This is a genomic window from Escherichia sp. 10290 (assembly GCF_030295155.1).
Taxonomy (GTDB): domain Bacteria; phylum Pseudomonadota; class Gammaproteobacteria; order Enterobacterales; family Enterobacteriaceae; genus Escherichia; species Escherichia coli_F.
Window position 1 is genome coordinate 5208930 of the sequence record NZ_AP025741.1, and the last position, 23115, is coordinate 5232044.

19 protein-coding genes are annotated in these 23115 nt (G+C 51.1%); 11 read left to right on the forward strand and 8 right to left on the reverse strand.

Annotation, left to right across the window (positions count from 1 at the left end):
• Window positions 1–92 precede the first annotated feature (92 nt).
• Window positions 93–1058, reverse strand: a complete 966-nt coding sequence (locus tag QUE74_RS25925) for a DMT family transporter (RefSeq protein ID WP_001355102.1) — start codon at window positions 1056–1058, stop codon at window positions 93–95.
• A 107-nt stretch (window positions 1059–1165) separates the two neighbouring features.
• Window positions 1166–2026 carry an NAD(P)H:quinone oxidoreductase gene (gene qorB, locus QUE74_RS25930; protein ID WP_000560538.1) on the reverse strand — a complete coding sequence of 287 codons (861 nt, stop codon included), beginning with the start codon at window positions 2024–2026 and terminating at the stop codon, window positions 1166–1168.
• Between the two features lie 87 nt (window positions 2027–2113).
• Between qorB and QUE74_RS25935 the strand changes: the two genes are divergently transcribed.
• The gene (locus QUE74_RS25935; RefSeq protein ID WP_000075980.1) at window positions 2114–2494 is read left to right on the forward strand and encodes a winged helix-turn-helix transcriptional regulator; all 381 of its coding nucleotides are present in this window, start codon (window positions 2114–2116) and stop codon (window positions 2492–2494) included.
• 124 nt (window positions 2495–2618) lie between these two features.
• On the opposite strand, the gene cpdB is transcribed toward QUE74_RS25935, so the two are convergent.
• Window positions 2619–4562, reverse strand: a complete 1944-nt coding sequence (gene cpdB / locus QUE74_RS25940; RefSeq protein ID WP_000589418.1) for a 2',3'-cyclic-nucleotide 2'-phosphodiesterase — start codon at window positions 4560–4562, stop codon at window positions 2619–2621.
• A gap of 189 nt (window positions 4563–4751) precedes the next feature.
• Between cpdB and cysQ the strand changes: the two genes are divergently transcribed.
• Complete coding sequence (cysQ, locus tag QUE74_RS25945) at window positions 4752–5492, forward strand: 3'(2'),5'-bisphosphate nucleotidase CysQ (protein ID WP_000886904.1); 741 nt, start codon at window positions 4752–4754, stop codon at window positions 5490–5492.
• A gap of 212 nt (window positions 5493–5704) precedes the next feature.
• A complete protein-coding gene (locus tag QUE74_RS25950; protein ID WP_001355103.1) occupies window positions 5705–6628 on the forward strand; it encodes a hypothetical protein in 924 nt (307 codons plus the stop codon).
• A gap of 100 nt (window positions 6629–6728) precedes the next feature.
• Here QUE74_RS25950 and QUE74_RS25955 read toward each other — a convergent pair whose 3' ends face one another.
• Window positions 6729–7283: a YtfJ family protein gene (locus QUE74_RS25955; protein ID WP_000175278.1), complete on the reverse strand. Its 555-nt coding sequence runs from the start codon at window positions 7281–7283 to the stop codon at window positions 6729–6731.
• A 325-nt stretch (window positions 7284–7608) separates the two neighbouring features.
• Here QUE74_RS25955 and QUE74_RS25960 point away from each other — a divergent pair, with 325 nt between their 5' ends.
• Window positions 7609–7815: a DUF1107 domain-containing protein gene (locus QUE74_RS25960; protein WP_000689228.1), complete on the forward strand. Its 207-nt coding sequence runs from the start codon at window positions 7609–7611 to the stop codon at window positions 7813–7815.
• Between the two features lie 62 nt (window positions 7816–7877).
• Here the strand turns inward: QUE74_RS25960 and paeA are convergent, their stop codons facing one another.
• Both paeA and msrA read right to left on the reverse strand, forming a co-directional pair.
• A complete protein-coding gene (gene paeA, locus QUE74_RS25965; protein WP_000934983.1) occupies window positions 7878–9221 on the reverse strand; it encodes a polyamine export protein PaeA in 1344 nt (447 codons plus the stop codon).
• A gap of 322 nt (window positions 9222–9543) precedes the next feature.
• Entirely contained in the window at window positions 9544–10182 is a 639-nt protein-coding gene (msrA, locus tag QUE74_RS25970; RefSeq protein WP_001355104.1) for a peptide-methionine (S)-S-oxide reductase MsrA, read from the reverse strand.
• A gap of 205 nt (window positions 10183–10387) precedes the next feature.
• Between msrA and tamA the strand changes: the two genes are divergently transcribed.
• Genes tamA through QUE74_RS25985 form a run of 3 tightly spaced genes read left to right on the forward strand, consistent with a single transcriptional unit; the run spans window position 10388 to window position 16238 of the window.
• On the forward strand, window positions 10388–12121 hold the full coding sequence (gene tamA / locus QUE74_RS25975; protein ID WP_001269294.1) for an autotransporter assembly complex protein TamA: 1734 nt from the start codon (window positions 10388–10390) through the stop codon (window positions 12119–12121).
• On the forward strand, window positions 12118–15894 hold the full coding sequence (gene tamB, locus QUE74_RS25980) for an autotransporter assembly complex protein TamB (protein WP_000060847.1): 3777 nt from the start codon (window positions 12118–12120) through the stop codon (window positions 15892–15894). The genes tamA and tamB overlap by 4 nt, the downstream gene beginning before the upstream one ends.
• A gap of 2 nt (window positions 15895–15896) precedes the next feature.
• Complete coding sequence (locus tag QUE74_RS25985) at window positions 15897–16238, forward strand: gamma-glutamylcyclotransferase family protein (protein WP_001219160.1); 342 nt, start codon at window positions 15897–15899, stop codon at window positions 16236–16238.
• Between the two features lie 377 nt (window positions 16239–16615).
• Here the strand turns inward: QUE74_RS25985 and ppa are convergent, their stop codons facing one another.
• Entirely contained in the window at window positions 16616–17146 is a 531-nt protein-coding gene (gene ppa / locus QUE74_RS25990) for an inorganic diphosphatase (protein ID WP_000055072.1), read from the reverse strand.
• A 309-nt stretch (window positions 17147–17455) separates the two neighbouring features.
• Here ppa and ytfQ point away from each other — a divergent pair, with 309 nt between their 5' ends.
• The 4 genes from ytfQ to yjfF all read left to right on the forward strand — a co-directional run bounded on the left by ytfQ (window position 17456) and on the right by yjfF (window position 22065).
• On the forward strand, window positions 17456–18412 hold the full coding sequence (ytfQ, locus tag QUE74_RS25995) for a galactofuranose ABC transporter substrate-binding protein YtfQ (RefSeq protein WP_000265930.1): 957 nt from the start codon (window positions 17456–17458) through the stop codon (window positions 18410–18412).
• 132 nt (window positions 18413–18544) lie between these two features.
• Entirely contained in the window at window positions 18545–20047 is a 1503-nt protein-coding gene (gene ytfR, locus QUE74_RS26000; RefSeq protein WP_001095658.1) for a galactofuranose ABC transporter, ATP-binding protein YtfR, read from the forward strand.
• A 13-nt stretch (window positions 20048–20060) separates the two neighbouring features.
• Entirely contained in the window at window positions 20061–21083 is a 1023-nt protein-coding gene (gene ytfT / locus QUE74_RS26005; RefSeq protein WP_001316039.1) for a galactofuranose ABC transporter, ATP-binding protein YtfT, read from the forward strand.
• The gene (gene yjfF, locus QUE74_RS26010; protein ID WP_000596019.1) at window positions 21070–22065 is read left to right on the forward strand and encodes a galactofuranose ABC transporter, permease protein YjfF; all 996 of its coding nucleotides are present in this window, start codon (window positions 21070–21072) and stop codon (window positions 22063–22065) included. The genes ytfT and yjfF overlap by 14 nt, the downstream gene beginning before the upstream one ends.
• Before the next feature lie 32 nt (window positions 22066–22097).
• Here yjfF and fbp read toward each other — a convergent pair whose 3' ends face one another.
• Window positions 22098–23096 carry a class 1 fructose-bisphosphatase gene (fbp, locus tag QUE74_RS26015; RefSeq protein WP_000853753.1) on the reverse strand — a complete coding sequence of 333 codons (999 nt, stop codon included), beginning with the start codon at window positions 23094–23096 and terminating at the stop codon, window positions 22098–22100.
• Window positions 23097–23115 lie beyond the last annotated feature (19 nt).

Here is a 23115-nt window from a genome sequence, read left to right on the forward strand (position 1 = left end):
CTTAATAAGATAAGATGTATTTTAAATGCATCTTTAAGGTGAATGCTATAACCCTTACGTAGCAGAGGCTTATTTAACTCACTGCAAGCGTGTCAACTTTCAGAGACAGGTTCAATTAAGGGTTTTTCCGGTTTTGCTCTGACCGCAATGACCACGCCAACCACTAACAGCGCGATACCGCTCAGCGTCATCAGCGGCGGCATTTGCTGGCGTAACAAAAAGGTGTACAGCAAACCTGCCAGCGTTTCGAAGACAATCAGCGGCCCGAGAATCACCGTTGGTAATCGCTGGCTGGCGACGTTCCAGCAAAGTGCGCCAACCCATGAGCAAAGCACGGCTATCGCAATCATCAGACTAATAAACACCAGCGGACGGGGGCCAAAAGGTAGGGAGAAGTCCGGCGTTTGCGTATTCAGCCAGTAACAGGCGACAAGATAACCGATGAGCGAAACCGGCAGCGTGACCAGCGCCTGCGCCGTCGCCCACATCATCGGATGTTTGTCTGGGTTTTCCCGCAGCCAACGGGCGTTGCGCAAGGCATACCACGCCCAGCAGACCACGGAGACTAGCGCCAGTACGATGCCTGAGGCATAACGTGCCCAGTCAAAATCGGGGAGTCCGTGGTCTAACTCAGCAATATTTACACATGCCAGGCCGATGCCAATACAAACCAGCGCCGGGGCGAGTTTCCCCCACGCGAGTTTACCGTCACGCTGGCTATAAAGCAGATTGGCGAAGACAGGAATAACCACCGGCAGGGTGCCGATAATCATCGTGGAAACAGGCGCGCCAGTACGTTGAATGGCACTGGCAAGACAGAAGTAATAGATAAGGTTGCCCATCATAGTGAGCATCAAGGCCGTAAGCCAGTCGCGACGCGCTAACTGACGCAGACGCACGCGCCCCAGCCAGGCAATGGGTAGCGCAATTAACCCTAACGCCAGATAACGCCCCATCGACTGCAACATCGCCGGGTATTCCGGCACGATCAACGGCCCGACAAATATAAGCCCCCACATCAACCCTGCTAACAGGGCGTACAGCACGCCGCTAATCATTACTGGCATCCATTGGTCTGTCAGAAGAAAGTTCAGGAAGCAGACATGATTGCTCCCCGCATCCCGTCATTATCAGAGAGGATACGGGAGGATGCCACTTTAATTAACTAGTTATTAACATTAAAAAGATGGCTTACGCTCTCGGCTAATGTTGTCGTTGGGCGGCCAATCAATTTGCTCAGCGTTTTGCTGTCATCAAACAGGCCGCCTTTCGATGCGCCAACGTCAGAATCTGCCAGCATATCCGCCAGCCCGTCAGGCAGACCGACGCTTTTCAGCGCCGCGGCGAAATCAGCTTCGCTCAGGTTTTGATAGGTAACCTGTTTGCCGCTCTGTTTGGTGAGTTCCGCCGCTAACTGTGTCAGTGTCCAGGCGCTATCACCTGCCAGTTCATAAACCTTGCCTTCGTGACCTGCTTCGCTAATTACGCGCGCCGCAGCTACCGCATAATCAGCTCGCGTAGCTGAGGCAATTTTGCCATCGCCCGCGGCACCGATAAATACGCCGTGCTCCAGTGCTGCCGGGGCGCTGGCGAGATAGTTTTCGGTGTACCAGCCGTTGCGCAGCAAGGTGTAAGCGATGCCAGAAACAGCCAGCATTTTCTCCGTCTCGATGTGCTCATCGGCGAGGCCGAGCGGGGAGGTATCAGCATGTAGCAGGCTGGTATAAGCGATAAATTTCACGCCCGCCGCCTTAGCGGCATTAATAACATTTCGATGCTGCAGGGCACGTTGCCCCACTTCGCTGGAAGAGATCAGCAGCAGTTTTTCCACACCCTGAAGCGCAGATGTCAGTGCGGCTTCATCGCCGTAGTCAGCCTGACGTACAGTAATGCCTTGTGCTGTCAGTGCGTGTGCTTTTGCCGGGTTACGCGCGATAGCCACTATTTGGCTGGCAGGAACGGTTTTCAGTAAGGAGTTAATAACATGGTGACCAAGTTGGCCGGTTGCGCCGGTAATTGCGATCATGGGAAGCCTCCATCGGTTTGTCTTGTGTTTAAATACGCTACCACCTAAACTTACTTTTAGTAAGTACGTACAAAAAGGTAAGTATGAATGAGCCAGGCTAGCCTGTCGCAACAACTGAAAGAGGGTAACCTCTTCGCCGAACAGTGCCCGTCGCGCGAGGTGTTGAAACACGTCACCAGCCGTTGGGGGGTATTGATTCTGGTCGCGCTTCGCGAAGGTACGCACCGTTTTAGCGACCTGCGCCGCAAGATGGGTGGGGTGAGTGAAAAGATGCTTGCGCAGTCGTTACAGGCGTTAGAGCAGGATGGGTTTCTTAACCGTATCTCTTATCCGGTGGTGCCGCCGCATGTGGAATACAGCCTCACGCCGCTGGGCGAGCAGGTGAGCGAAAAGGTTGCTGCACTGGCGGACTGGATTGAGTTGAATTTGCCTGAGGTGTTGGCAGTGCGGGATGAACGTGCGGCATAACAGCCGGATGCGCTGCGCTTATTCGGCCTACGGTTCATGACCTGTAGGGCGGATAAGATGCAGCAGCACCGCATCCGCCAATAAATGCCGGATGCGGTTCATATCTATAGACGGGAAAAGTGTTTTACTTACTCAAATCCACCTGATAAATCGCAAAGCCGATATCATCGGTCGCGACTTTATTCATCGGATACTGCCCTTTCTCTTTAATAAACTCTGCGGCTTTATCTGACGGAGAGGTTTCGAAACGGATATCCAGTTTCTTATCGCCGGGAATCGGTGCTAAACGCCAGTTGTTATCTGCCGCCGGGTGAATTTCTCCCGCACGCTTCGACTCATCTGCAATCCACGCTGCCAGCACCGAGCGGTTCTCATCCGGTGAAGCAAAAGCGATATGGCTATCGCCCGTACCTGCAAATTTGCCGCCGTAAGCGCGATAGTTATTGGTGGCAACGAGGAACATCGCGTTCGGATCAATCGGCTTGCCGTTAAAGGTCAGGTTCTTAATTCTTTCCGCATTGGCATTAACCACCTGGCACTCGCCGTCATAGCGGGCGGGCTGAGTAACATCAATCTGATAATTCACACCATCAATGACGTCAAAGTTATAGGTGCGGAAACTATCCCAGTTGATGAGTGACTGCGGTTTCGTGCTGTTAGGATCAATCTGGTTAAACTGTCCGGCGGAGCACTCCAGCCACTCTTTCACCTCTTTACCGCTGGCTTTCACCACAATCAGCGTATTGGGATAGAGATAAAGATCGGCAGCATTACGGAAAGTCAGCTGACCTTTTTCCACCTCCACATAGCTTGCCGGATCATTTTTGCGACCACCGACTTTAAACGGTGCGGCAGCTGAAAGCACCGGCAGTTTTGCCAGATCCGGATCGCCCTGAATGTAATGTTCGACATACGCTTTTTGTGCATTATTCACCACCTGCACGGTCGGATCGTCCTGCACCAGCGCCAAATAGCTATACATATTGTCGGCAGATTTACCGATTGGTTTGCTGACAAACTGGCGTGTGGCGTTGTGATCGGCTTTAAGTGTTTCTACCAGCTTGCTGTCTTCCGCCGCGAGGGATTTTTTATTGGCGATATCGTAAATTGGCCGTGCTTCCGCTTTCGCCTGCGTCACCTGCCATTTTCCGCTGTCATTATTGAGTTGCAGATCGACCACGCCGAGATGATCGCCCCACATGCCCGGCATTACCGCCGGAACGCCGTTCAGCGTGCCTTTGGCGATATCAGCCCCTTTGATATTCGCAAAATCTTTACTCGGGAAGACGGCGTGAGCATGGCCAAACATAATGGCATCAACGCCCGGAATTTCACTGAGGTAATAAACTGAGTTTTCTGCCATCACTTTATACGGATCGGCAGAGAGACCAGAATGCGCCAAAACGACAACGAGATCGGCACCTTTCTCGCGCATTTCAGGTACGTACTTGCGCACAGTTTCCGTTATATCGTTAACGGTGACTTTGCCAGATAAATTAGCTTTATCCCATCCCATAATCTGCGGCGGTACGACGCCAATATAGCCAATCTTCAGCGTCTGTTTTTTTCCGTCTTTATCGACCACTTCGGTGTCTTTAATCAAATACGGTGTAAACATGGGCTGTTTGGTTTTAGCGTCAATGACGTTGGCGTTTACATAAGGGAATTTCGCTCCTGCCAGTGCATTTTTCAGGTAATCCAGACCGTAGTTAAACTCGTGGTTACCGAGTGTGCCGACGGTATAGTCCAGCGTATTCAATGCCTTATAGACCGGATGAATATCTCCGGCTTTTAATCCTTTCGCCGACATGTAATCGGCCAGCGGACTCCCCTGAATCAAATCGCCATTATCGACCAGTACGCTGTTTTTCACTTCATTGCGGGCATCGTTAATCAGGCTTGCCGTACGTACCAGTCCGAATTTTTCCGTGGCGGTGTCTTTGTAATAATCGAAATCCATCATGTTGCTATGCAAATCAGTGGTTTCCATGATACGCAGATCGACCGTCGCTGCATTCACACTCGCGGCAATCAGCGTGGCCAGGAGCGTTGCGCTAAACTTAATCATCAGGGACATCCTTTTATCATCGGGAATTCGAAAGAAAAGGGAGAATAAACCTCTTACTTTTAGAACAGTGAAGAATGCCACAATTTAACGCTTTGAAAATGATGACACTATCACAGTTGGCGCATTCTTTAACGATAGGGTATAAGTAAAACAATAAGTTAACACCGCTCACAGAGACGAGGTGGAGAAATGTTAGATCAAGTATGCCAGCTTGCACGGAATGCAGGCGATGCCATTATGCAGGTCTACGACGGGACGAAACCGATGGACGTCGTCAGCAAAGCGGACAATTCTCCGGTAACGGCAGCGGATATTGCCGCACACACCGTTATCATGGACGGTTTACGTACGCTGACACCGGATATTCCGGTCCTTTCTGAAGAAGATCCTCCCGGTTGGGAAGTCCGTCAACACTGGCAGCGTTACTGGCTGGTAGACCCGCTGGATGGTACTAAAGAGTTTATTAAACGTAATGGTGAATTCACCGTTAATATTGCGCTCATCGACCACGGCAAACCGATTTTAGGTGTGGTGTATGCGCCGGTAATGAACGTAATGTACAGCGCGGCAGACGGCAAAGCCTGGAAAGAAGAGTGCGGTGTACGCAAGCAGATTCAGGTCCGCGATGCGCGCCCGCCGCTGGTGGTGATCAGCCGTTCCCATGCGGATGCGGAGCTGAAAGAGTATCTGCAACAGCTTGGCGAACATCAAACCACGTCTATCGGCTCTTCGCTGAAATTCTGCCTGGTGGCGGAAGGGCAGGCGCAGCTTTACCCGCGTTTCGGGCCAACCAATATTTGGGACACCGCCGCCGGTCACGCAGTTGCGGCAGCGGCCGGAGCGCACGTTCACGACTGGCAGGGTAAACCGCTGGATTATACCCCGCGCGAGTCGTTCCTGAATCCTGGGTTCAGAGTCTCTATTTATTAAATATATATGGCAGAAACAGTGTATTTCCTGATTCTGCCATCCTGATTTGTTTCCAACCTAAAAAGTTATAGATATAAAGGGATTGTATTTAAAGTGTAAATATTCTAACGCTAATGAGTTATATCTTAATAATGAGCATTTTTTGATAGTTTACTTCTTTAACAAGATATTTAATGGCGACATAGAATAACCAAATATAATAAGGTTGTCATATGTTACCCAAGATTAGACACAATAATTTTTTTGGTGCAGTGGAGTTATTTGTAAAGTCATCGCATACAAAAATACATTCAAATAATTTCTTTAATAATATTCAGCATGCATTTAAGAAAAGGGATTGGATTTCGAATTATGATAGTCTGTTAATTTTAAGGGAGTTCTTTCTTAGAGCAACACAGATCGATAAAAATAGTTATCAGGTGCTTTCATTAAAAGATGAAACCGTTCACTCCATGGATAATTTTCTTATCAGCTTCCGCCTTAAAGATAACGGTGCCGAATATACAATGACATTGCGAGGCACTGGATTTGAATACGAAGAAATCCCTATAACAATAAATGAGTATAACTCATTTATAGACTTTAAAAACCGTGAATTTCCACTAGCACAAAATAGAAGATTGTATGCCTATGATATTTTGCAGAAAAAACAGTCTGACATACCTGAAAGGATTAACGGTTATTTTCGGAAGGCGGCGGGTAACTTATCTTACGATTCTGCTTATTTGGAGAATGTAGTAAGCAAATTAAAACGGGGTAAATTTGAACTTGAAGGGCCAGGAGGTAGCATTAAAGAATGTGAAGGATGGTATTTTTGCGAGAAAATAAATAATGGAAATTATGCCATGGTCATAGAATCTTTGGGCTTTGCTCTTAAAATCTATGGAGGGGATGAGGAACTTCGAACTGGCTCTTATATTTTTTTGCAGGGTGAAGATTACTCTCTTATTTATAATTTTCTGGTTAATGCAGGTTACCAACAAGTGGAAATAACCGAGCAAGTGGAAGCGATTGTAAGTGCAAATCTGGCCGCAAACGGTAATTATACCGAAGACAAGATTCACAAGAAATATAAATCTACCATTGAAGCGTTTAAAAAAGAGGTAAAACCGTTAAACGCGAATAAGGGTTATTGATACTAGTATGAGTTCGGCGTAAAAACTCAGAGACTTAATTCCCCTATCCCATATATATCGATAGGGGAAATTTATTTTTCCAGAATTTATGTTATTAACATTATTTGAGCAACTTTTGCAGCAGGTTCATCACTTGCTGCACCTCTTCCTGAGTGAGCGCACCGTCTTTGGCCCATTGCACTCGACCGTCTTTGTCCAGCACCGCTACAGCGGAACTTTCTTCATCTAGCTGCCAGGCACCGCGCGCGATGCCATTGCTATCGACAATAAACTGCGACCAGGGATAAAGCTTTTTATTACTCTCCAGACTGCTGCGCACAAACATGCCAGAACCCGGAATCGCGTCGTCGGTGTTCACAATGGTGGTGGTCTGGTAACGATCGTGCGGTAACTTTGCTGATTTAATCGCTTCAATCAGCGTCGCGTTTTTCTCTTTTGCAGAGGTGCGACCAGCAATATGTTGCAGTACTCGCACTTTTCCCACTAACTGCGCGCTGTTCCAGGTTTTGTAGCTAAACTGATCTTTATCAAGCACCAACTCGCCCCGATCGGTAATGCCTATCGGTGGCACTCGTTGACCGGTTTCAAACTGATGTGCGGAAGCCATCATCGGCAACAGCAGGCAGGTGAGTGCCAGAATCTTACGTAGGGTCATGGTGTATCCTTCTTATGATATGCAGGTGATCCGACCACTTGGGGTCTGAATTTTAATCATATGTGCTATTTATCGAATTTCCCGCAAGTGTGATGCCAGTTTGCGGTCAAGCGCACAAATCATATGAAAAATGAATGCTTATACTGAAGACCGCGCTTCGGTAAAAAGATAATTCTGAATAATTGTAACCTTTAGGTAAAAAAAGTTATACGCGGTGGAAACATTACCCGGATAGTCTATAGTCACTAAGCATTAAAATTTGCGCCTCATAATAGTTGGGCCGATTGTGGCACCGCAAAGGCGTAATACTCAGCAGGAGATAACAATGAAAATTTTCCAACGGTACAACCCACTGCAGGTGGCGAAGTACGTAAAGATCCTGTTCCGTGGACGGTTATACATCAAGGACGTTGGCGCTTTTGAATTTGATAAGGGTAAGATTCTTATCCCAAAAGTGAAGGATAAGCTGCATTTGTCAGTGATGTCCGAAGTTAACCGTCAGGTTATGCGTCTGCAAACAGAGATGGCTTAACCAAAGTGCTATGCAGTAAATAAGACGGCTCCTGATTCAGGAGCCGTTGATGTTTCTTGGGGTTACGCGACGTTTTCTTCTTTATCTTTAACGTCAGGCAGTTTGGGCGAAAGGGCGGTGGCCTTGCTGTCGATCCGCGTTACCAGCAACTGGTCGATGCGGTAGTTATCGATATCCACCACTTCAAATTTGTAGCCGGCGAATTTCACCGAGTCGGTGCGTTTCGGGATTTTACGCAGCATAAACATCATAAAGCCGCCGATGGTTTCGTAGTTGCCTGACTGCGGGAACTCATCAATATCCAGCACACGCATTACGTCGTCAATCGGGGTGCCGCCATCAATCAACCATGAGTTCTCATCACGGGCGACAATCTGCTCTTCCAGTCCCTGACCGACCAGATCGCCCATTAGTGTGGTCATTACGTCGTTGAGGGTGATGATCCCAACGACCAGCGCGTACTCGTTCATGATCACCGCGAAGTCTTCACCCGCAGTTTTAAAACTTTCCAATGCCTCTGAAAGGGTTAATGTATCCGGCACAATCAGTGTGTTGCGAATTTGTACGCCGCTGTTCAGTGCCAGGCTTTGGTTAGCCAGCACGCGGTTCAGCAGGTCTTTAGAATCGACATAGCCGATGATGTGGTCAATATCTTCATTACAGACGAGAAATTTCGAGTGCGGATGTTCCGCCACCTTATTCTTCAGACTTTGCTCATCTTCGTGGAGATCAAACCAAATCACGTTTTCACGCGGTGTCATTGACGACGGAACGGTACGGGATTCCAGCTCAAAGACGTTTTCTATCAGCTCGTGTTCCTGTTTACGTAACACGCCCGCCAGTGCACCTGCTTCCACAACTGCATAGATGTCATCAGAAGTGATGTCATCTTTACGTACCATTGGCAGTTTAAAGATACGGAAGATCATGTTCGCCAGGCCGTTGAAGAACCACACCAACGGGGTGCAAACGTACAGGCAGAAGCGCATCGGGTTGATGATACGCAAAGCCACCGCTTCTGGCGCAATCATACCGATGCGTTTCGGAGTTAAATCCGCAAACAGGATAAACATGCCAGTTACTAACGAGAAAGAGAGAATAAAGCTCAGTTGCTCAGAGAGTTCCGCCGACATATAGCGGGAGAACAGGCTGTGAAAAGCTGGAGAAAACGCCGCATCACCGACAATACCGCCGAGAATCGCCACTGCGTTAAGACCGATTTGTACCACGGTAAAGAACATGCCAGGATTTTCTTGCATATTCAGAACGCGTTGGGCATTTATATTGCCTTCATCAGCCAGCAGTTTTAGTTTGATTTTGCGTGAAGCGGCAAGTGAGATCTCGGACATCGAGAAGAACGCACTTACAGCGATCAAGCAGAGTATGACAAAAATACTGTTTAACATATCTTATCCGACCTTTCAGGCCAGATCCTCGGAAGGGGAAGTTGATTAATTTGTGTGAAATACACATTGAAAGCCGATTCGAAGAAAGTGAACCGGCATTTTCAGTGGCTAGTATAGCGTAAGGTACTGTAAAGTCGCCAGAGGGTTAAAATTCAGACGACTGATAAATGCAAAACTGCCTGATGCGCTATGCTGTTCAGGCCTACGAAGTCTCTGCAATGCATTGAATTTTGAGGGTTTTGTAGGCCTGGCAAGGCGTTTACGCCGCATCCGGCATATACAAAGCTCACTTTATCAACAATCTGAATTTGTAACCGTAACGCTATGCTTCCGGCGGCAGACAGACGCCAATTCCGCCAATTCCACAGTAACCATATGGGTTTTTATGCAGATATTGCTGGTGGTCATCTTCGGCATAATAAAATGGTGAGGCGTTAGCGATTTCCGTGGTGATGTGACGATCGTCATCGGCGGCAAGCATCGCCGCCTGAAAACGCTCCAGACTGGCACGAGCGGCGGCATCCTGTTCTGGGGTCAGCGGATAAATCGCTGAACGATACTGCGTGCCGTGGTCATTGCCCTGACGCATTCCCTGGGCGGGATCGTGATTCTCCCAAAATACCTGTAGCAACTGCTCATAGCTGATGACGGAAGGATCGTAAACAATGCGTACCGCTTCGGCATGACCAGTATCACCGGAGCACACTTCCCGATAAGTGGGGTTTGGCGTATATCCGCCGGTGTAACCTGCGGCGGTGCTGTAAACGCCGGGTAACTGCCAGAACAGACGCTCCACACCCCAGAAACAACCCATCGCAAAAATGGCAATCTCCATTCCGTCAGGTACATTGGTCATTGAGTGACCATTGACCGCATGCAGCGTGGCTACGGGCATCGGGGTGTTACGTCCAGGCAGGGCATCGGCGGGGGAAACCAGATGCTTTTTATCAAATAAACTCATGGTGTCGCTCTCCCGAAAATCGGTCATTGGGGTTAAGGTTGTAACAAGAGACGTATTTGCACACAATAACCACCGTGAATAGGTCTAAAGTAAAACATAAGAAATATTTGGGGTTTAGTCTGCTTTTTAATCCATATTACTGGATTTTTGTTAAGCCGTTTAACGGCGTTCCAGGGGCAGGAATAAAGGATATTCAGGAGAAAATGTGCGCTATATCCGACAGTTATGCTGTGTAAGCTTACTCTGCTTAAGCGGATCTGCCTTCGCCGCGAACGTCCGTCTACAGGTCGAAGGGTTATCGGGACAACTGGAAAAGAACGTTCGTGCACAGCTTTCAACAATTGAAAGTGATGAAGTGACGCCAGACCGTCGCTTTCGCGCACGCGTCGATGATGCCATCCGCGAAGGTCTGAAAGCGCTGGGTTATTACCAGCCGACCATTGAATTTGATCTCCGTCCACCGCCAAAGAAAGGGCGGCAGGTATTGATCGCCAAAGTCACGCCAGGCGTTCCGGTGTTAATTGGTGGCACCGATGTGGTATTGCGCGGTGGCGCGCGGACCGATAAAGACTATTTGAAATTGCTCGATACTCGCCCGGCGATTGGCACTGTTCTGAACCAGGGCGATTATGAAAATTTCAAAAAGTCCTTAACCAGCATTGCGTTGCGTAAAGGCTATTTCGATAGCGAATTTACCAAAGCGCAGCTGGGCATTGCGCTCGGCCTGCATAAAGCCTTCTGGGATATTGATTATAATAGTGGCGAACGTTACCGCTTTGGGCATGTGACCTTTGAAGGATCACAAATTCGTGACGAATACCTGCAAAATCTGGTGCCGTTCAAAGAGGGCGATGAGTACGAATCGAAAGATCTGGCGGAACTGAACCGCCGACTTTCTGCTACCGGCTGGTTTAATTCGGTGGTGGTGGCACCACAATTTGATAAAGCGCGCGAAACGAAAGTATTACCGTTGACGGGCGTGGTTTCGCCGCGCACAGAAAACACCATCGAAACCGGGGTCGGTTACTCTACGGACGTGGGGCCACGAGTTAAGGCGACGTGGAAAAAACCATGGATGAACTCGTACGGTCATAGCCTGACCACCAGCACCAGTATTTCTGCACCGGAGCAGATCCTTGATTTCAGCTATAAAATTCCACTGCTTAAGAACCCCCTGGAACAATATTATTTGGTGCAGGGCGGTTTTAAGCGTACTGACCTGAACGATACCGAGTCTGACTCCACGACGCTGGTGGCTTCTCGCTACTGGGATCTTTCCAGCGGCTGGCAACGCGCGATTAACCTGCGCTGGAGTCTCGACCACTTTACTCAGGGCGAAGTCACCAACACCACGATGCTGTTTTATCCGGGGGTGATGATTAGCCGCACGCGTTCTCGCGGTGGCCTGATGCCAACCTGGGGCGACTCGCAACGCTACTCTATCGACTACTCCAACACCGCCTGGGGCTCAGATGTCGATTTCTCCGTTTTCCAGGCGCAAAACGTCTGGATCCGTACACTGTACGATCGCCATCGTTTTGTTACGCGCGGTACGTTGGGCTGGATTGAAACGGGTGACTTCGACAAAGTACCGCCGGATCTGCGTTTCTTCGCCGGGGGCGACCGCAGTATTCGTGGCTATAAATACAAATCTATCGCCCCGAAATACCCGGACGGCGACCTGAAAGGGGCCTCGAAGTTGATAACCGGATCGCTGGAGTACCAGTACAACGTCACCGGAAAATGGTGGGGCGCGGTGTTTGTCGATAGCGGCGAAGCGGTAAGCGATATCCGTCGTAGTAACTTTAAAACTGGCACCGGGGTTGGCGTGCGCTGGGAATCGCCGGTCGGGCCAATCAAACTCGATTTTGCCGTACCGGTCGCGGATAAAGACGAACACGGATTACAGTTTTACATCGGTCTGGGGCCAGAATTATGAGTTTATGGAAAAAAATCAGCCTCGGCGTAGTTATCGTTATTTTACTGTTGCTGGGTTCGGTGGCGTTTCTGGTGGGCACCACCAGCGGCTTGCATCTGGTATTTAAAGCGGCGGATCGCTGGGTGCCGGGGCTGGATATTGGCAAGGTCAGTGGTGGCTGGCGCGATCTCACCTTGTCTGATGTTCGTTATGAGCAGCCAGGCGTGGCGGTAAAAGCGGGTAATCTACATCTGGCGGTCGGGCTGGATTGTCTGTGGAACAGCAGCGTTTGCATTAATGACCTGGCGCTGAAAGACATTCAGGTCAACATCGACAGCAAAAAAATGCCCCCTTCTGAACAGGTTGAAGAAGAAGACAGTGGGCCGCTGGATCTCTCCACGCCCTATCCCATCACCCTGACGCGGGTGGCGCTGGACAACGTCAACATCAAGATTGATGACACCACGGTGTCGGTGATGGACTTCACCTCCGGCCTGAACTGGCAGGAGAAAACCCTGACCCTGAAACCGACGTCGCTGAAAGGCCTGTTGATTGCTTTGCCGAAAGTGGCGGAAGTGGCGCAGGAAGAAGTGGTCGAACCGAAGATTGAAAATCCGCAGCCGGATGAAAAACCGCTCGGCGAAACGCTGAAAGATCTCTTTTCTCACCCGGTATTGCCGGAAATGACCGACGTGCATTTGCCGCTCAACCTGAATATTGAAGAGTTTAAGGGTGAGCAGCTGCGCGTGACGGGCGACACGGACATCACCGTGAGCACCATGCTGCTGAAAGTGAGCAGCATCGACGGTAATACCAAACTGGACGCCCTGGATATCGATTCCAATCAAGGGATCGTCAACGCCAGCGGCACGGCGCAGCTATCAGACAACTGGCCGGTGGATATCACCCTCAACAGCACACTGAACGTGGAGCCGCTGAAAGGCGAAAAGGTGAAGCTGAAAGTGGGTGGTGCGCTGCGCGAACAGCTGGAGATAGGCGTTAACCTTTCTGGCCCGGTAGATATGGATCTGCGCGCCCAGACGCGGCTGGCAGAAGCTGGATTGCCGCTCAACGTGGAAGTGAACAGCAAACAGCTTTACTGGCCGTTCACTGGTGAGAAACAGTATCAGGCGGATGGTCTGAAATTGAAACTCACCGGTAAAATGACCGATTACACGCTCTCTATGCGCACGGCAGTGAAGGGACAGGAGATCCCGCCAGCCACCATTACCCTTGATGCCAAAGGTAATGAACAGCAGGTCAATCTCGACAAACTTACCGTCGCGGCGCTGGAAGGGAAAACTGAACTCAAGGCGTTGCTCGACTGGCAGCAGGCAATTAGCTGGCGCGGTGAGCTAACGCTTAACGGCATTAACACCGCCAAAGAGTTCCCGGAGTGGCCGTCGAAACTCAATGGCTTGATTAAAACCCGCGGTAGCCTTTACGGCGGCACCTGGCAGATGGAGGTGCCAGAACTGAAGCTGACTGGTAACGTCAAACAGAACAAAGTGAACGTTGACGGCACGCTGAAAGGCAACAGTTATATGCAGTGGATGATCCCTGGGTTGCATCTGGAACTGGGGCCAAACAGTGCTGAAGTGAAAGGCGAGCTGGGGGTAAAAGATCTCAATCTTGATGCTACCATCAACGCGCCGGGGCTGGATAACGCGCTGCCGGGGCTTGGCGGTACAGCGAAAGGGCTGGTGAAAGTACGCGGCACGGTGGAAGCACCGCAGCTGCTGGCCGATATCACCGCGCGCGGCCTGCGCTGGCAGGAACTTTCCGTGGCGCAGGTTCGCGTAGAAGGTGATATCAAATCCACCGACCAGATTGCGGGTAAACTCGACGTGCGCGTTGAGCAAATCTCGCAGCCGGATGTGAATATCAACCTCGTCACCCTGAATGCCAAAGGCAGCGAAAAGCAGCATGAGCTACAGTTGCGGATTCAGGGCGAACCGGTTTCCGGGCAGCTTAATCTGGCAGGCAGTTTTGATCGCAAAGAAGAACGCTGGAAGGGAACACTTAGCAATACCCGCTTCCAGACACCAGTCGGTCCGTGGACGCTGACCCGTGATATTGCGCTGGACTACCGCAATCAGGAGCAAAAAATCAGCATCGGGCCACACTGCTGGCTTAACCCGAATGCAGAACTGTGCGTGCCACAAACCATTGATGCCGGGGCTGAAGGGCGTGCGGTGGTGAATCTCAACCGCTTCGACCTGGCCATGCTGAAACCGTTTATGCCAGAAACCACTCAGGCCAGCGGTATCTTCACGGGTAAAGCGGATGTCGCCTGGGACACCACTAAAGAAGGGCTGCCACAGGGGAGTATCACCCTTTCGGGGCGTAACGTGCAGGTAACGCAAACCGTCAACGATGCGGCGCTGCCCGTGGCGTTTCAGACGCTGAATCTGACAGCGGAGTTGCGTAACAACCGTGCCGAACTGGGCTGGACCATCCGCCTGACCAATAACGGCCAGTTTGATGGGCAGGTGCAGGTGACCGATCCACAAGGCCGCCGTAATCTTGGTGGTAACGTCAATATCCGTAACTTCAACCTTGCGATGATAAACCCCATCTTTACCCGTGGGGAAAAAGCAGCGGGGATGGTGAGTGCCAACTTGCGTCTGGGGGGTGATGTACAAAGCCCGCAGTTGTTTGGTCAGCTCCAGGTTACGGGTGTGGATATCGACGGCAACTTTATGCCGTTTGATATGCAACCGAGCCAGCTTGCGGTCAACTTTAACGGTATGCGCTCGACGCTTGCTGGTACTGTGCGGACCCAACAGGGAGAAATCTACCTGAGCGGTGACGCCGACTGGAGCCAGATTGAAAACTGGCGGGCGCGGGTAACAGCGAAGGGCAGTAAAGTGCGTATCACCGTGCCGCCGATGGTACGAATGGATGTATCACCAGATGTTGTATTCGAGGCTACACCAAACCTGTTTACTCTCGACGGTCGCGTGGATGTCCCTTGGGCGCGCATTGTGGTGCATGAGCTGCCGGAAAGCGCGGTGGGCGTTTCCAGCGATGTGGTGATGCTTAACGATAACCTGCAACCGGAAGAGCCGAAAACGGCGTCGATTCCGATTAACAGCAACCTGATTGTCCACGTTGGCAACAATGTGCGCATTGACGCCTTCGGCCTGAAAGCGCGGCTGACGGGCGATCTCAACGTCGTACAGGACAAACAAGGACTGGGCCTGAACGGGCAGATCAACATCCCTGAAGGTCGCTTCCATGCTTATGGTCAGGATCTGATTGTGCGTAAGGGTGAGCTACTGTTCTCTGGTCCGCCGGATCAACCGTATCTTAATATCGAAGCTATTCGTAACCCGGATGCTACAGAAGACGACGTAATCGCCGGAGTTCGCGTCACTGGTCTGGCAGACGAACCGAAAGCGGAGATCTTCTCTGACCCGGCGATGTCGCAACAGGCCGCGCTTTCCTACCTGCTACGTGGACAAGGGTTGGAGAGCGATCAGAGTGACAGTGCGGCGATGACCTCAATGCTGATTGGTCTGGGGGTTGCACAAAGTGGTCAGATTGTGGGTAAAATCGGCGAGACGTTTGGCGTAAGCAATTTAGCGCTCGACACAGAGGGAGTAGGCGACTCCTCCCAGGTGGTGGTCAGCGGCTATGTATTGCCAGGTCTGCAAGTGAAATACGGCGTGGGTATATTTGACTCAATAGCAACACTCACGTTACGTTATCGCCTGATGCCTAAGCTATATCTGGAAGCCGTGTCTGGTGTAGACCAGGCACTGGATTTGCTCTATCAGTTCGAGTTTTAGCAATGCGAATATTTGTCTACGGCAGTTTACGCCACAAACAAGGCAACAGTCACTGGATGACCAATGCCCAGTTACTGGGCGATTTCAGTATCGATAACTACCAGTTGTATAGCCTGGGCCACTATCCAGGCGCAGTTCCGGGGAACGGAACAGTACACGGTGAAGTTTATCGTATTGACAACGCCACGCTGGCCGAACTTGATGCCTTGCGCACCAGGGGCGGTGAATACGCGCGCCAGTTGATTCAGACGCCGTACGGGAGTGCATGGATGTACGTTTATCAACGACCCGTCGATGGATTAAAGCTAATTGAAAGCGGCGACTGGTTAGACAGGGATAAGTAATAATAAAAGCACGCCACCTTCGGGTGGCGTTGTTTTATGCGATGTATCTCGCGATTTTTTTTGTAACTTCCCTATCTTTAGCTTTTCTCTCCGAGCCGCTTTCCATATCCGTAAACGCATAAAAAACTCTGCTGGCGTTCACAATTACGTAGGGGTAAAACGGGGGCATGCTTTGAACGGTGAGAATGAGTGAGGTCGGCTAATTTCCAGCAAGCGGCTATGAACAGCAAAATGGTGGTCGTGTTTGCTTGTTCTTACCGTTCAAGCCTTGCAAGCGCTGAGAATAATGATAGGGGAATAGACAGTTTATTTATCGCGGGCATAAAAAACCCTTACTAACCGAAGCCCGGCGTTCAGGGTTATGGCACTAGAAGAACTTATTTATTCTTTGCGCGCTCGAAGGAGGCAACGATTTCAGCTTTAGCGGCTTCTGCGTTTTCCCAGCCTTCAACTTTCACCCACTTGCCTTTTTCGAGGTCTTTGTAGTGCTCGAAGAAGTGAGCGATCTGTGCTTTCAGCAGTTCAGGCAGATCGTTAACGTCTTTGATGTGATCGTATTCTTTGCTCAGCTTGGTGTGCGGAACAGCAATCAGTTTCGCATCTTCACCGGCTTCGTCGGTCATTTTCAGAACGCCAACCGGACGGCAGCGAATCACGGAACCCGGCTGCAGCGGGTACGGAGTCGGGACCAGTACGTCAACCGGGTCACCGTCCAGAGACAGGGTGTGGTTGATGTAACCGTAGTTGCACGGATAGAACATCGCGGTGGACATGAAGCGGTCAACGAACAGTGCGCCGCTCTCTTTGTCGATTTCGTATTTGATCGGATCTGCGTTAGCCGGGATCTCAATAACAACGTAGATGTCTTCCGGCAGATCTTTACCCGCAGGGACGTTGAGTAAGCTCATGTCTGTTTCCTTTAAAAATATGTGGCAAACAAGTGCCGAGTATTATAGCCAACTCGCGCCGAATGTCTTCGCTTGTTTTCGTCTTCATTTTCCTTTTTCGCCAGTTTTAAGAAGGTTTACAGAGCAGGAAAATCCATAACCGTAGCCGCATTTTTCATAGTGAGATGAAAGCGATTACAAACTTGTGATTAACGTTTTATTTACTTTTTTGAAGTGTGATGTAACGCAATCCGTTACATAACGAATTGTCTATAGTTTTTTCGCGAACATCTTTTCACCAATAATAATTACCCCGACGAGGACAACCCTATGTGGAAACGCTTACTTGTAGTCTCTGCAGTCTCGGCAGCCATGTCGTCTATGGCGTTGGCTGCTCCATTAACCGTTGGATTTTCGCAGGTCGGATCGGAATCCGGCTGGCGCGCCGCAGAAACCAATGTGGCGAAAAGTGAAGCCGAAAAGCGCGGAATTACGTTGAAAATTGCCGATGGTCAGCAAAAGCAGGAAAACCAGATTAAAGCGGTACGTTCCTTCGTCGCGCAAGGGGTGGATGCGATCTTTATCGCTCCGGTGGTAGCGACCGGTTGGGAGCCGGTATTAAAAGAGGCGAAAGATGCCGAAATCCCGGTCTTCTTGCTTGACCGTTCCATCGATGTGAAAGACAAATCTCTCTATATGACCACCGTCACTGCCGACAACATCCTCGAAGGCAAATTGATCGGTGACTGGCTGGTAAAAGAAGTGAATGGCAAACCGTGTAACGTGGTGGAGCTGCAGGGCACCGTTGGGGCCAGTGTCGCCATTGACCGTAAGAAAGGCTTTGCCGAAGCCATTAAGAATGCGCCAAATATCAAAATTATCCGCTCGCAGTCAGGTGACTTTACCCGTAGTAAAGGCAAAGAAGTGATGGAGAGCTTTATCAAAGCGGAAAACAACGGCAAAAACATCTGCATGGTTTACGCCCATAACGATGACATGGTGATTGGTGCAATTCAGGCAATTAAAGAAGCGGGCCTGAAACCGGGCAAAGATATCCTGACAGGCTCTATCGACGGCGTGCCGGACATCTACAAAGCGATGATTGATGGCGAAGCGAACGCCAGCGTTGAACTGACGCCGAACATGGCAGGCCCCGCTTTTGATGCGCTGGAGAAATATAAAAAAGACGGCACCCTGCCTGAAAAGCTGACCCTGACCAAGTCCACCCTTTATCTGCCTGATACTGCAAAAGAAGAGTTAGAGAAGAAGAAAAACATGGGGTATTGAGGGGCATCAATGCCTGATGCCGACTTGTGGGCCGCCGGATAAGGCATTCACGCCGCATCCGGCGGTTGTGCGAGATGCCTGATGCGACGCTGTTGTGTCTTATCTGGCGCACGCTTTACTACGGGGGAAACTATGAATACTAACCAACACCAGGAAATCCTCCGCACCGAAGGATTAAGTAAATTTTTCCCCGGCCTCAAAGCGTTAGACAACGTTGATTTCAGCCTGCGCCGTGGTGAAATTATGGCGCTGCTCGGTGAAAACGGGGCGGGAAAATCAACGCTAATCAAAGCATTAACCGGTGTCTACCACGCCGATCGTGGCACCATCTGGCTGGAAGGCCAGACTATCTCACCGAAAAATACCGCCCACGCACAACAACTCGGCATCGGCACCGTCTATCAGGAAGTCAACCTGCTACCCAATATGTCGGTCGCTGATAATCTATTCATAGGTCGCGAACCCAAACGTTTCGGCCTTCTACGCCGTAAAGAGATGGAAAAGCGCGCCACCGAACTGATGGCATCTTACGGTTTCTCCCTCGACGTGCGGGAACCGCTCAACCGCTTTTCAGTCGCGATGCAGCAAATCGTCGCCATTTGCCGGGCCATCGATCTCTCCGCCAAAGTGCTGATCCTCGATGAACCCACCGCCAGCCTCGACACTCAGGAAGTAGAGTTACTGTTTGGCCTGATGCGTCAATTGCGCGATCGCGGCGTCAGCCTGATCTTTGTCACTCACTTTCTCGATCAGGTCTATCAGGTCAGCGATCGGATCACCGTCTTACGCAACGGCAGTTTCGTAGGCTGTCGGGAAACCCGCGAGCTACCGCAGATCGAACTGGTAAAAATGATGCTGGGGCGCGAGCTGGACACCCACGCGCTACAGCGTGCCGGACGAACATTGCTGAGCGACAAACCCGTTGCCGCGTTCAAAAATTACGGCAAAAAAGGAACGATCGCACCGTTTGATCTCGAAGTACGCCCCGGCGAGATCGTTGGCCTGGCAGGCTTGCTGGGATCAGGACGTACCGAAACCGCCGAAGTGATCTTCGGGATCAAACCTGCTGACAGCGGCACGGCGTTGATCAAAGGCAAACAGCAAACCCTGCGATCGCCACATCAGGCTTCGGTACTGGGTATCGGCTTCTGCCCGGAAGACAGGAAAACCGATGGCATCATCGCCGCCGCCTCGGTGCGGGAAAATATCATCCTCGCTCTCCAGGCCCAGCGCGGCTGGTTACGGCCAATTTCGCGCAAAGAACAGCAAGAGATTGCCGAACGCTTTATCCGCCAGCTTGGCATTCGCACACCTTCCAGCGAACAGCCGATTGAGTTTCTCTCCGGTGGCAATCAGCAAAAAGTGCTGCTCTCACGCTGGCTACTGACCCGGCCGCAATTTCTGATCCTCGACGAGCCAACGCGTGGCATTGACGTTGGCGCCCACGCTGAGATCATCCGCCTGATCGAAACGCTATGCGCCGATGGTCTGGCGCTGCTGGTGATCTCCTCCGAACTGGAAGAGCTGGTGGGCTATGCCGACCGGGTGATTATCATGCGCGATCGCAAACAGGTTGCGGAGATCCCGTTGGCAGAGCTTTCCGTTCCGGCGATCATGAACGCCATTGCGGCGTAAGGAGAACTGTGTGATGCCTCAATCTCTCCCGGACACTACGCCGCCGAAAAGGCGCTTTCGCTGGCCAACGGGAATGCCGCAGCTGGCGGCGCTATTGCTGGTGCTGCTGGTCGATAGCCTGGTGGCCCCGCATTTCTGGCAGGTCGTGCTTCAGGATGGGCGTTTGTTCGGTAGCCCCATCGACATTCTTAACCGTGCGGCACCCGTTGCGCTGTTGGCTATCGGTATGACGCTGGTTATCGCCACCGGTGGTATCGATCTCTCCGTAGGGGCGGTGATGGCTATCGCCGGAGCCACAACGGCTGCGATGACGGTCGCGGGATTCAGCCTGCCGATTGTTTTGTTAAGCGCCCTGGGCACCGGCATCCTGGCGGGGTTGTGGAACGGCATACTTGTAGCGATCCTCAAAATTCAGCCGTTTGTCGCCACCCTGATCCTGATGGTCGCCGGGCGCGGCGTGGCGCAACTGATCACCTCCGGACAGATCGTCACGTTTAACTCGCCGGATCTCTCATGGTTTGGCAGCGGATCGCTGGTGTTCCTGCCAACACCAGTCATTATTGCGGTACTGACGCTTCTCCTCTTCTGGCTGTTGACCCGCAAAACGGCACTGGGGATGTTTATCGAAGCCGTTGGTATCAACATTCGGGCGGCAAAAAATGCCGGAGTCAACACACGAATCATCGTCATGCTCACTTATGTGTTGAGCGGGCTGTGTGCGGCGATTGCGGGCATTATCGTGGCGGCGGATATTCGCGGTGCCGATGCCAACAACGCCGGATTATGGCTGGAGCTGGACGCCATTCTTGCGGTGGTGATTGGCGGTGGATCGCTGATGGGCGGGCGTTTTAACCTGCTGCTCTCAGTGGTAGGGGCGCTGATTATTCAGGGGATGAACACCGGAATTTTACTTTCTGGCTTTCCGCCAGAGATGAACCAGGTAGTGAAAGCAGTGGTGGTGCTTTGCGTGCTGATTGTTCAGTCGCAACGCTTTATCAGTCTGATTAAAGGAGTGCGTAGCCGTGATAAAACGTAACCTGCCGCTTATGATCACCATCGGCGTCTTTGTGCTGGGTTATCTCTACTGTCTGACGCAGTTTCCCGGTTTTGCTTCCACAAGAGTGATCTGCAATATCCTGACCGATAACGCTTTTCTGGGGATCATCGCCGTTGGCATGACCTTTGTGATCCTCTCCGGTGGGATCGATCTCTCCGTCGGTTCGGTGATCGCCTTTACCGGCGTGTTTCTGGCAAAAGTGATTGGCGATTTCGGCCTCTCGCCGCTGCTGGCGTTTCCACTGGTGCTGGTGATGGGCTGTGCCTTCGGCGCATTTATGGGGCTTCTGATCGACGCCCTGAAGATCCCGGCGTTTATCATTACCCTGGCAGGAATGTTCTTTTTGCGCGGCGTCAGCTATCTCGTTTCGGAAGAATCGATCCCGATAAACCATCCTGTTTATGACACGCTCTCAAGCCTTGCATGGAAAATCCCTGGCGGCGGTCGCTTAAGTGCGATGGGGCTACTGATGCTGGCGGTGGTAGTTATCGGCATATTCCTCGCGCATCGTACCCGTTTTGGTAATCAGGTATATGCCATTGGTGGCAACGCGACGTCGGCGAACCTGATGGGGATTTCCACTCGCAGCACCACTATACGCATTTATATGCTCTCCACCGGGCTGGCAACACTGGCGGGGATAGTCTTCTCGATTTATACCCAGGCTGGATATGCGCTGGCGGGCGTAGGTGTGGAACTGGACGCTATCGCGTCGGTGGTGATTGGCGGTACACTTTTGAGCGGCGGCGTTGGAACGGTATTAGGGACGCTTTTTGGCGTGGCGATTCAGGGGCTAATTCAGACTTACATAAACTTTGATGGCACGCTGAGCTCATGGTGGACGAAAATCGCTATCGGCATTTTGCTGTTCATTTTTATTGCCTTACAGCGTGGATTAACGGTGCTGTGGGAGAATCGCCAGAGTTCGCCAGTGACAAGAATCAATATTGCGCAGGAATAATAACGCCTCTCCGTGTGGAGAGGCGCAGGAGATTACGCGTCCGGGAACTCACGGATAAAGCGTTCGACATCTTCAACCATATGGTCATTGCCGACAAAGAACGAACGGCGCTGGTGCAGGGTTTCCGGGATGATATCCAGAATACGCTCTTTGCCATCGCTCGCTTTACCGCCCGCTTGTTCCGCGAGGAACGCCATCGGGTTGCACTCATACAGTAAACGCAGTTTACCGTCCGGGTGGCTGGCGGTGCTTGGGTAGAGATAAATCCCACCTTTCAGCAGGTTACGGTGGAAATCCGCGACCAGTGAACCGATATAACGTGAGGTATACGGGCGGTTGGTAGACTTATCTTCTTCCTGGCAGAATTTAATGTACTTCTTCACCCCGTTTGGAAACTTAATGTAGTTCCCTTCGTTGATGGAGTAGGTTTTGCCTTTCTCCGGGAAGCGCATCCGTTCCTGGCACAGGCAGAAAACGCCAAGCGAAGGATCGTAAGTAAAGGCGTGAACACCGCATCCGGTGGTGTAAACCAACATGGTAGAGGAGCCGTATACCACGTAACCTGCCGCAACCTGTTTGTTACCAGGCTGGAGGAAGTCTTCTTCCGTTACCGGCGTACCAACAGGCGTAACGCGGCGGTAAATGGAGAAAATGGTACCGACAGAGACGTTAACATCGATGTTGGACGAGCCATCCAGTGGGTCCATCAGCACCACGTATTTTGCGTGTTCACAGCCTTCAAAGACGACAATCTCATCTTCTTCTTCAGAGGCAATGCCCGCAACGATATCGCGTGCTTTCAGTGCGGCTTTCAGTTTTTCATTAGCGAACAAGTCGAGTTTCTGCTGAACCTCGCCCTGCACGTTCTCAGCACCGCTGGCACCCAGGATATCAACCAGTCCTGCTTTGTTGATATCGCGATGGATAATCTTGGCGCCCAGTTTTATTGCCGACAGCAAAGCAGTGAGCTCACCGGTAGCATGAGAAAACTCGTGCTGCTTTTCGACAATAAATTCACCTAACGTTTTCATAAAACTTTCCCTGCAATGT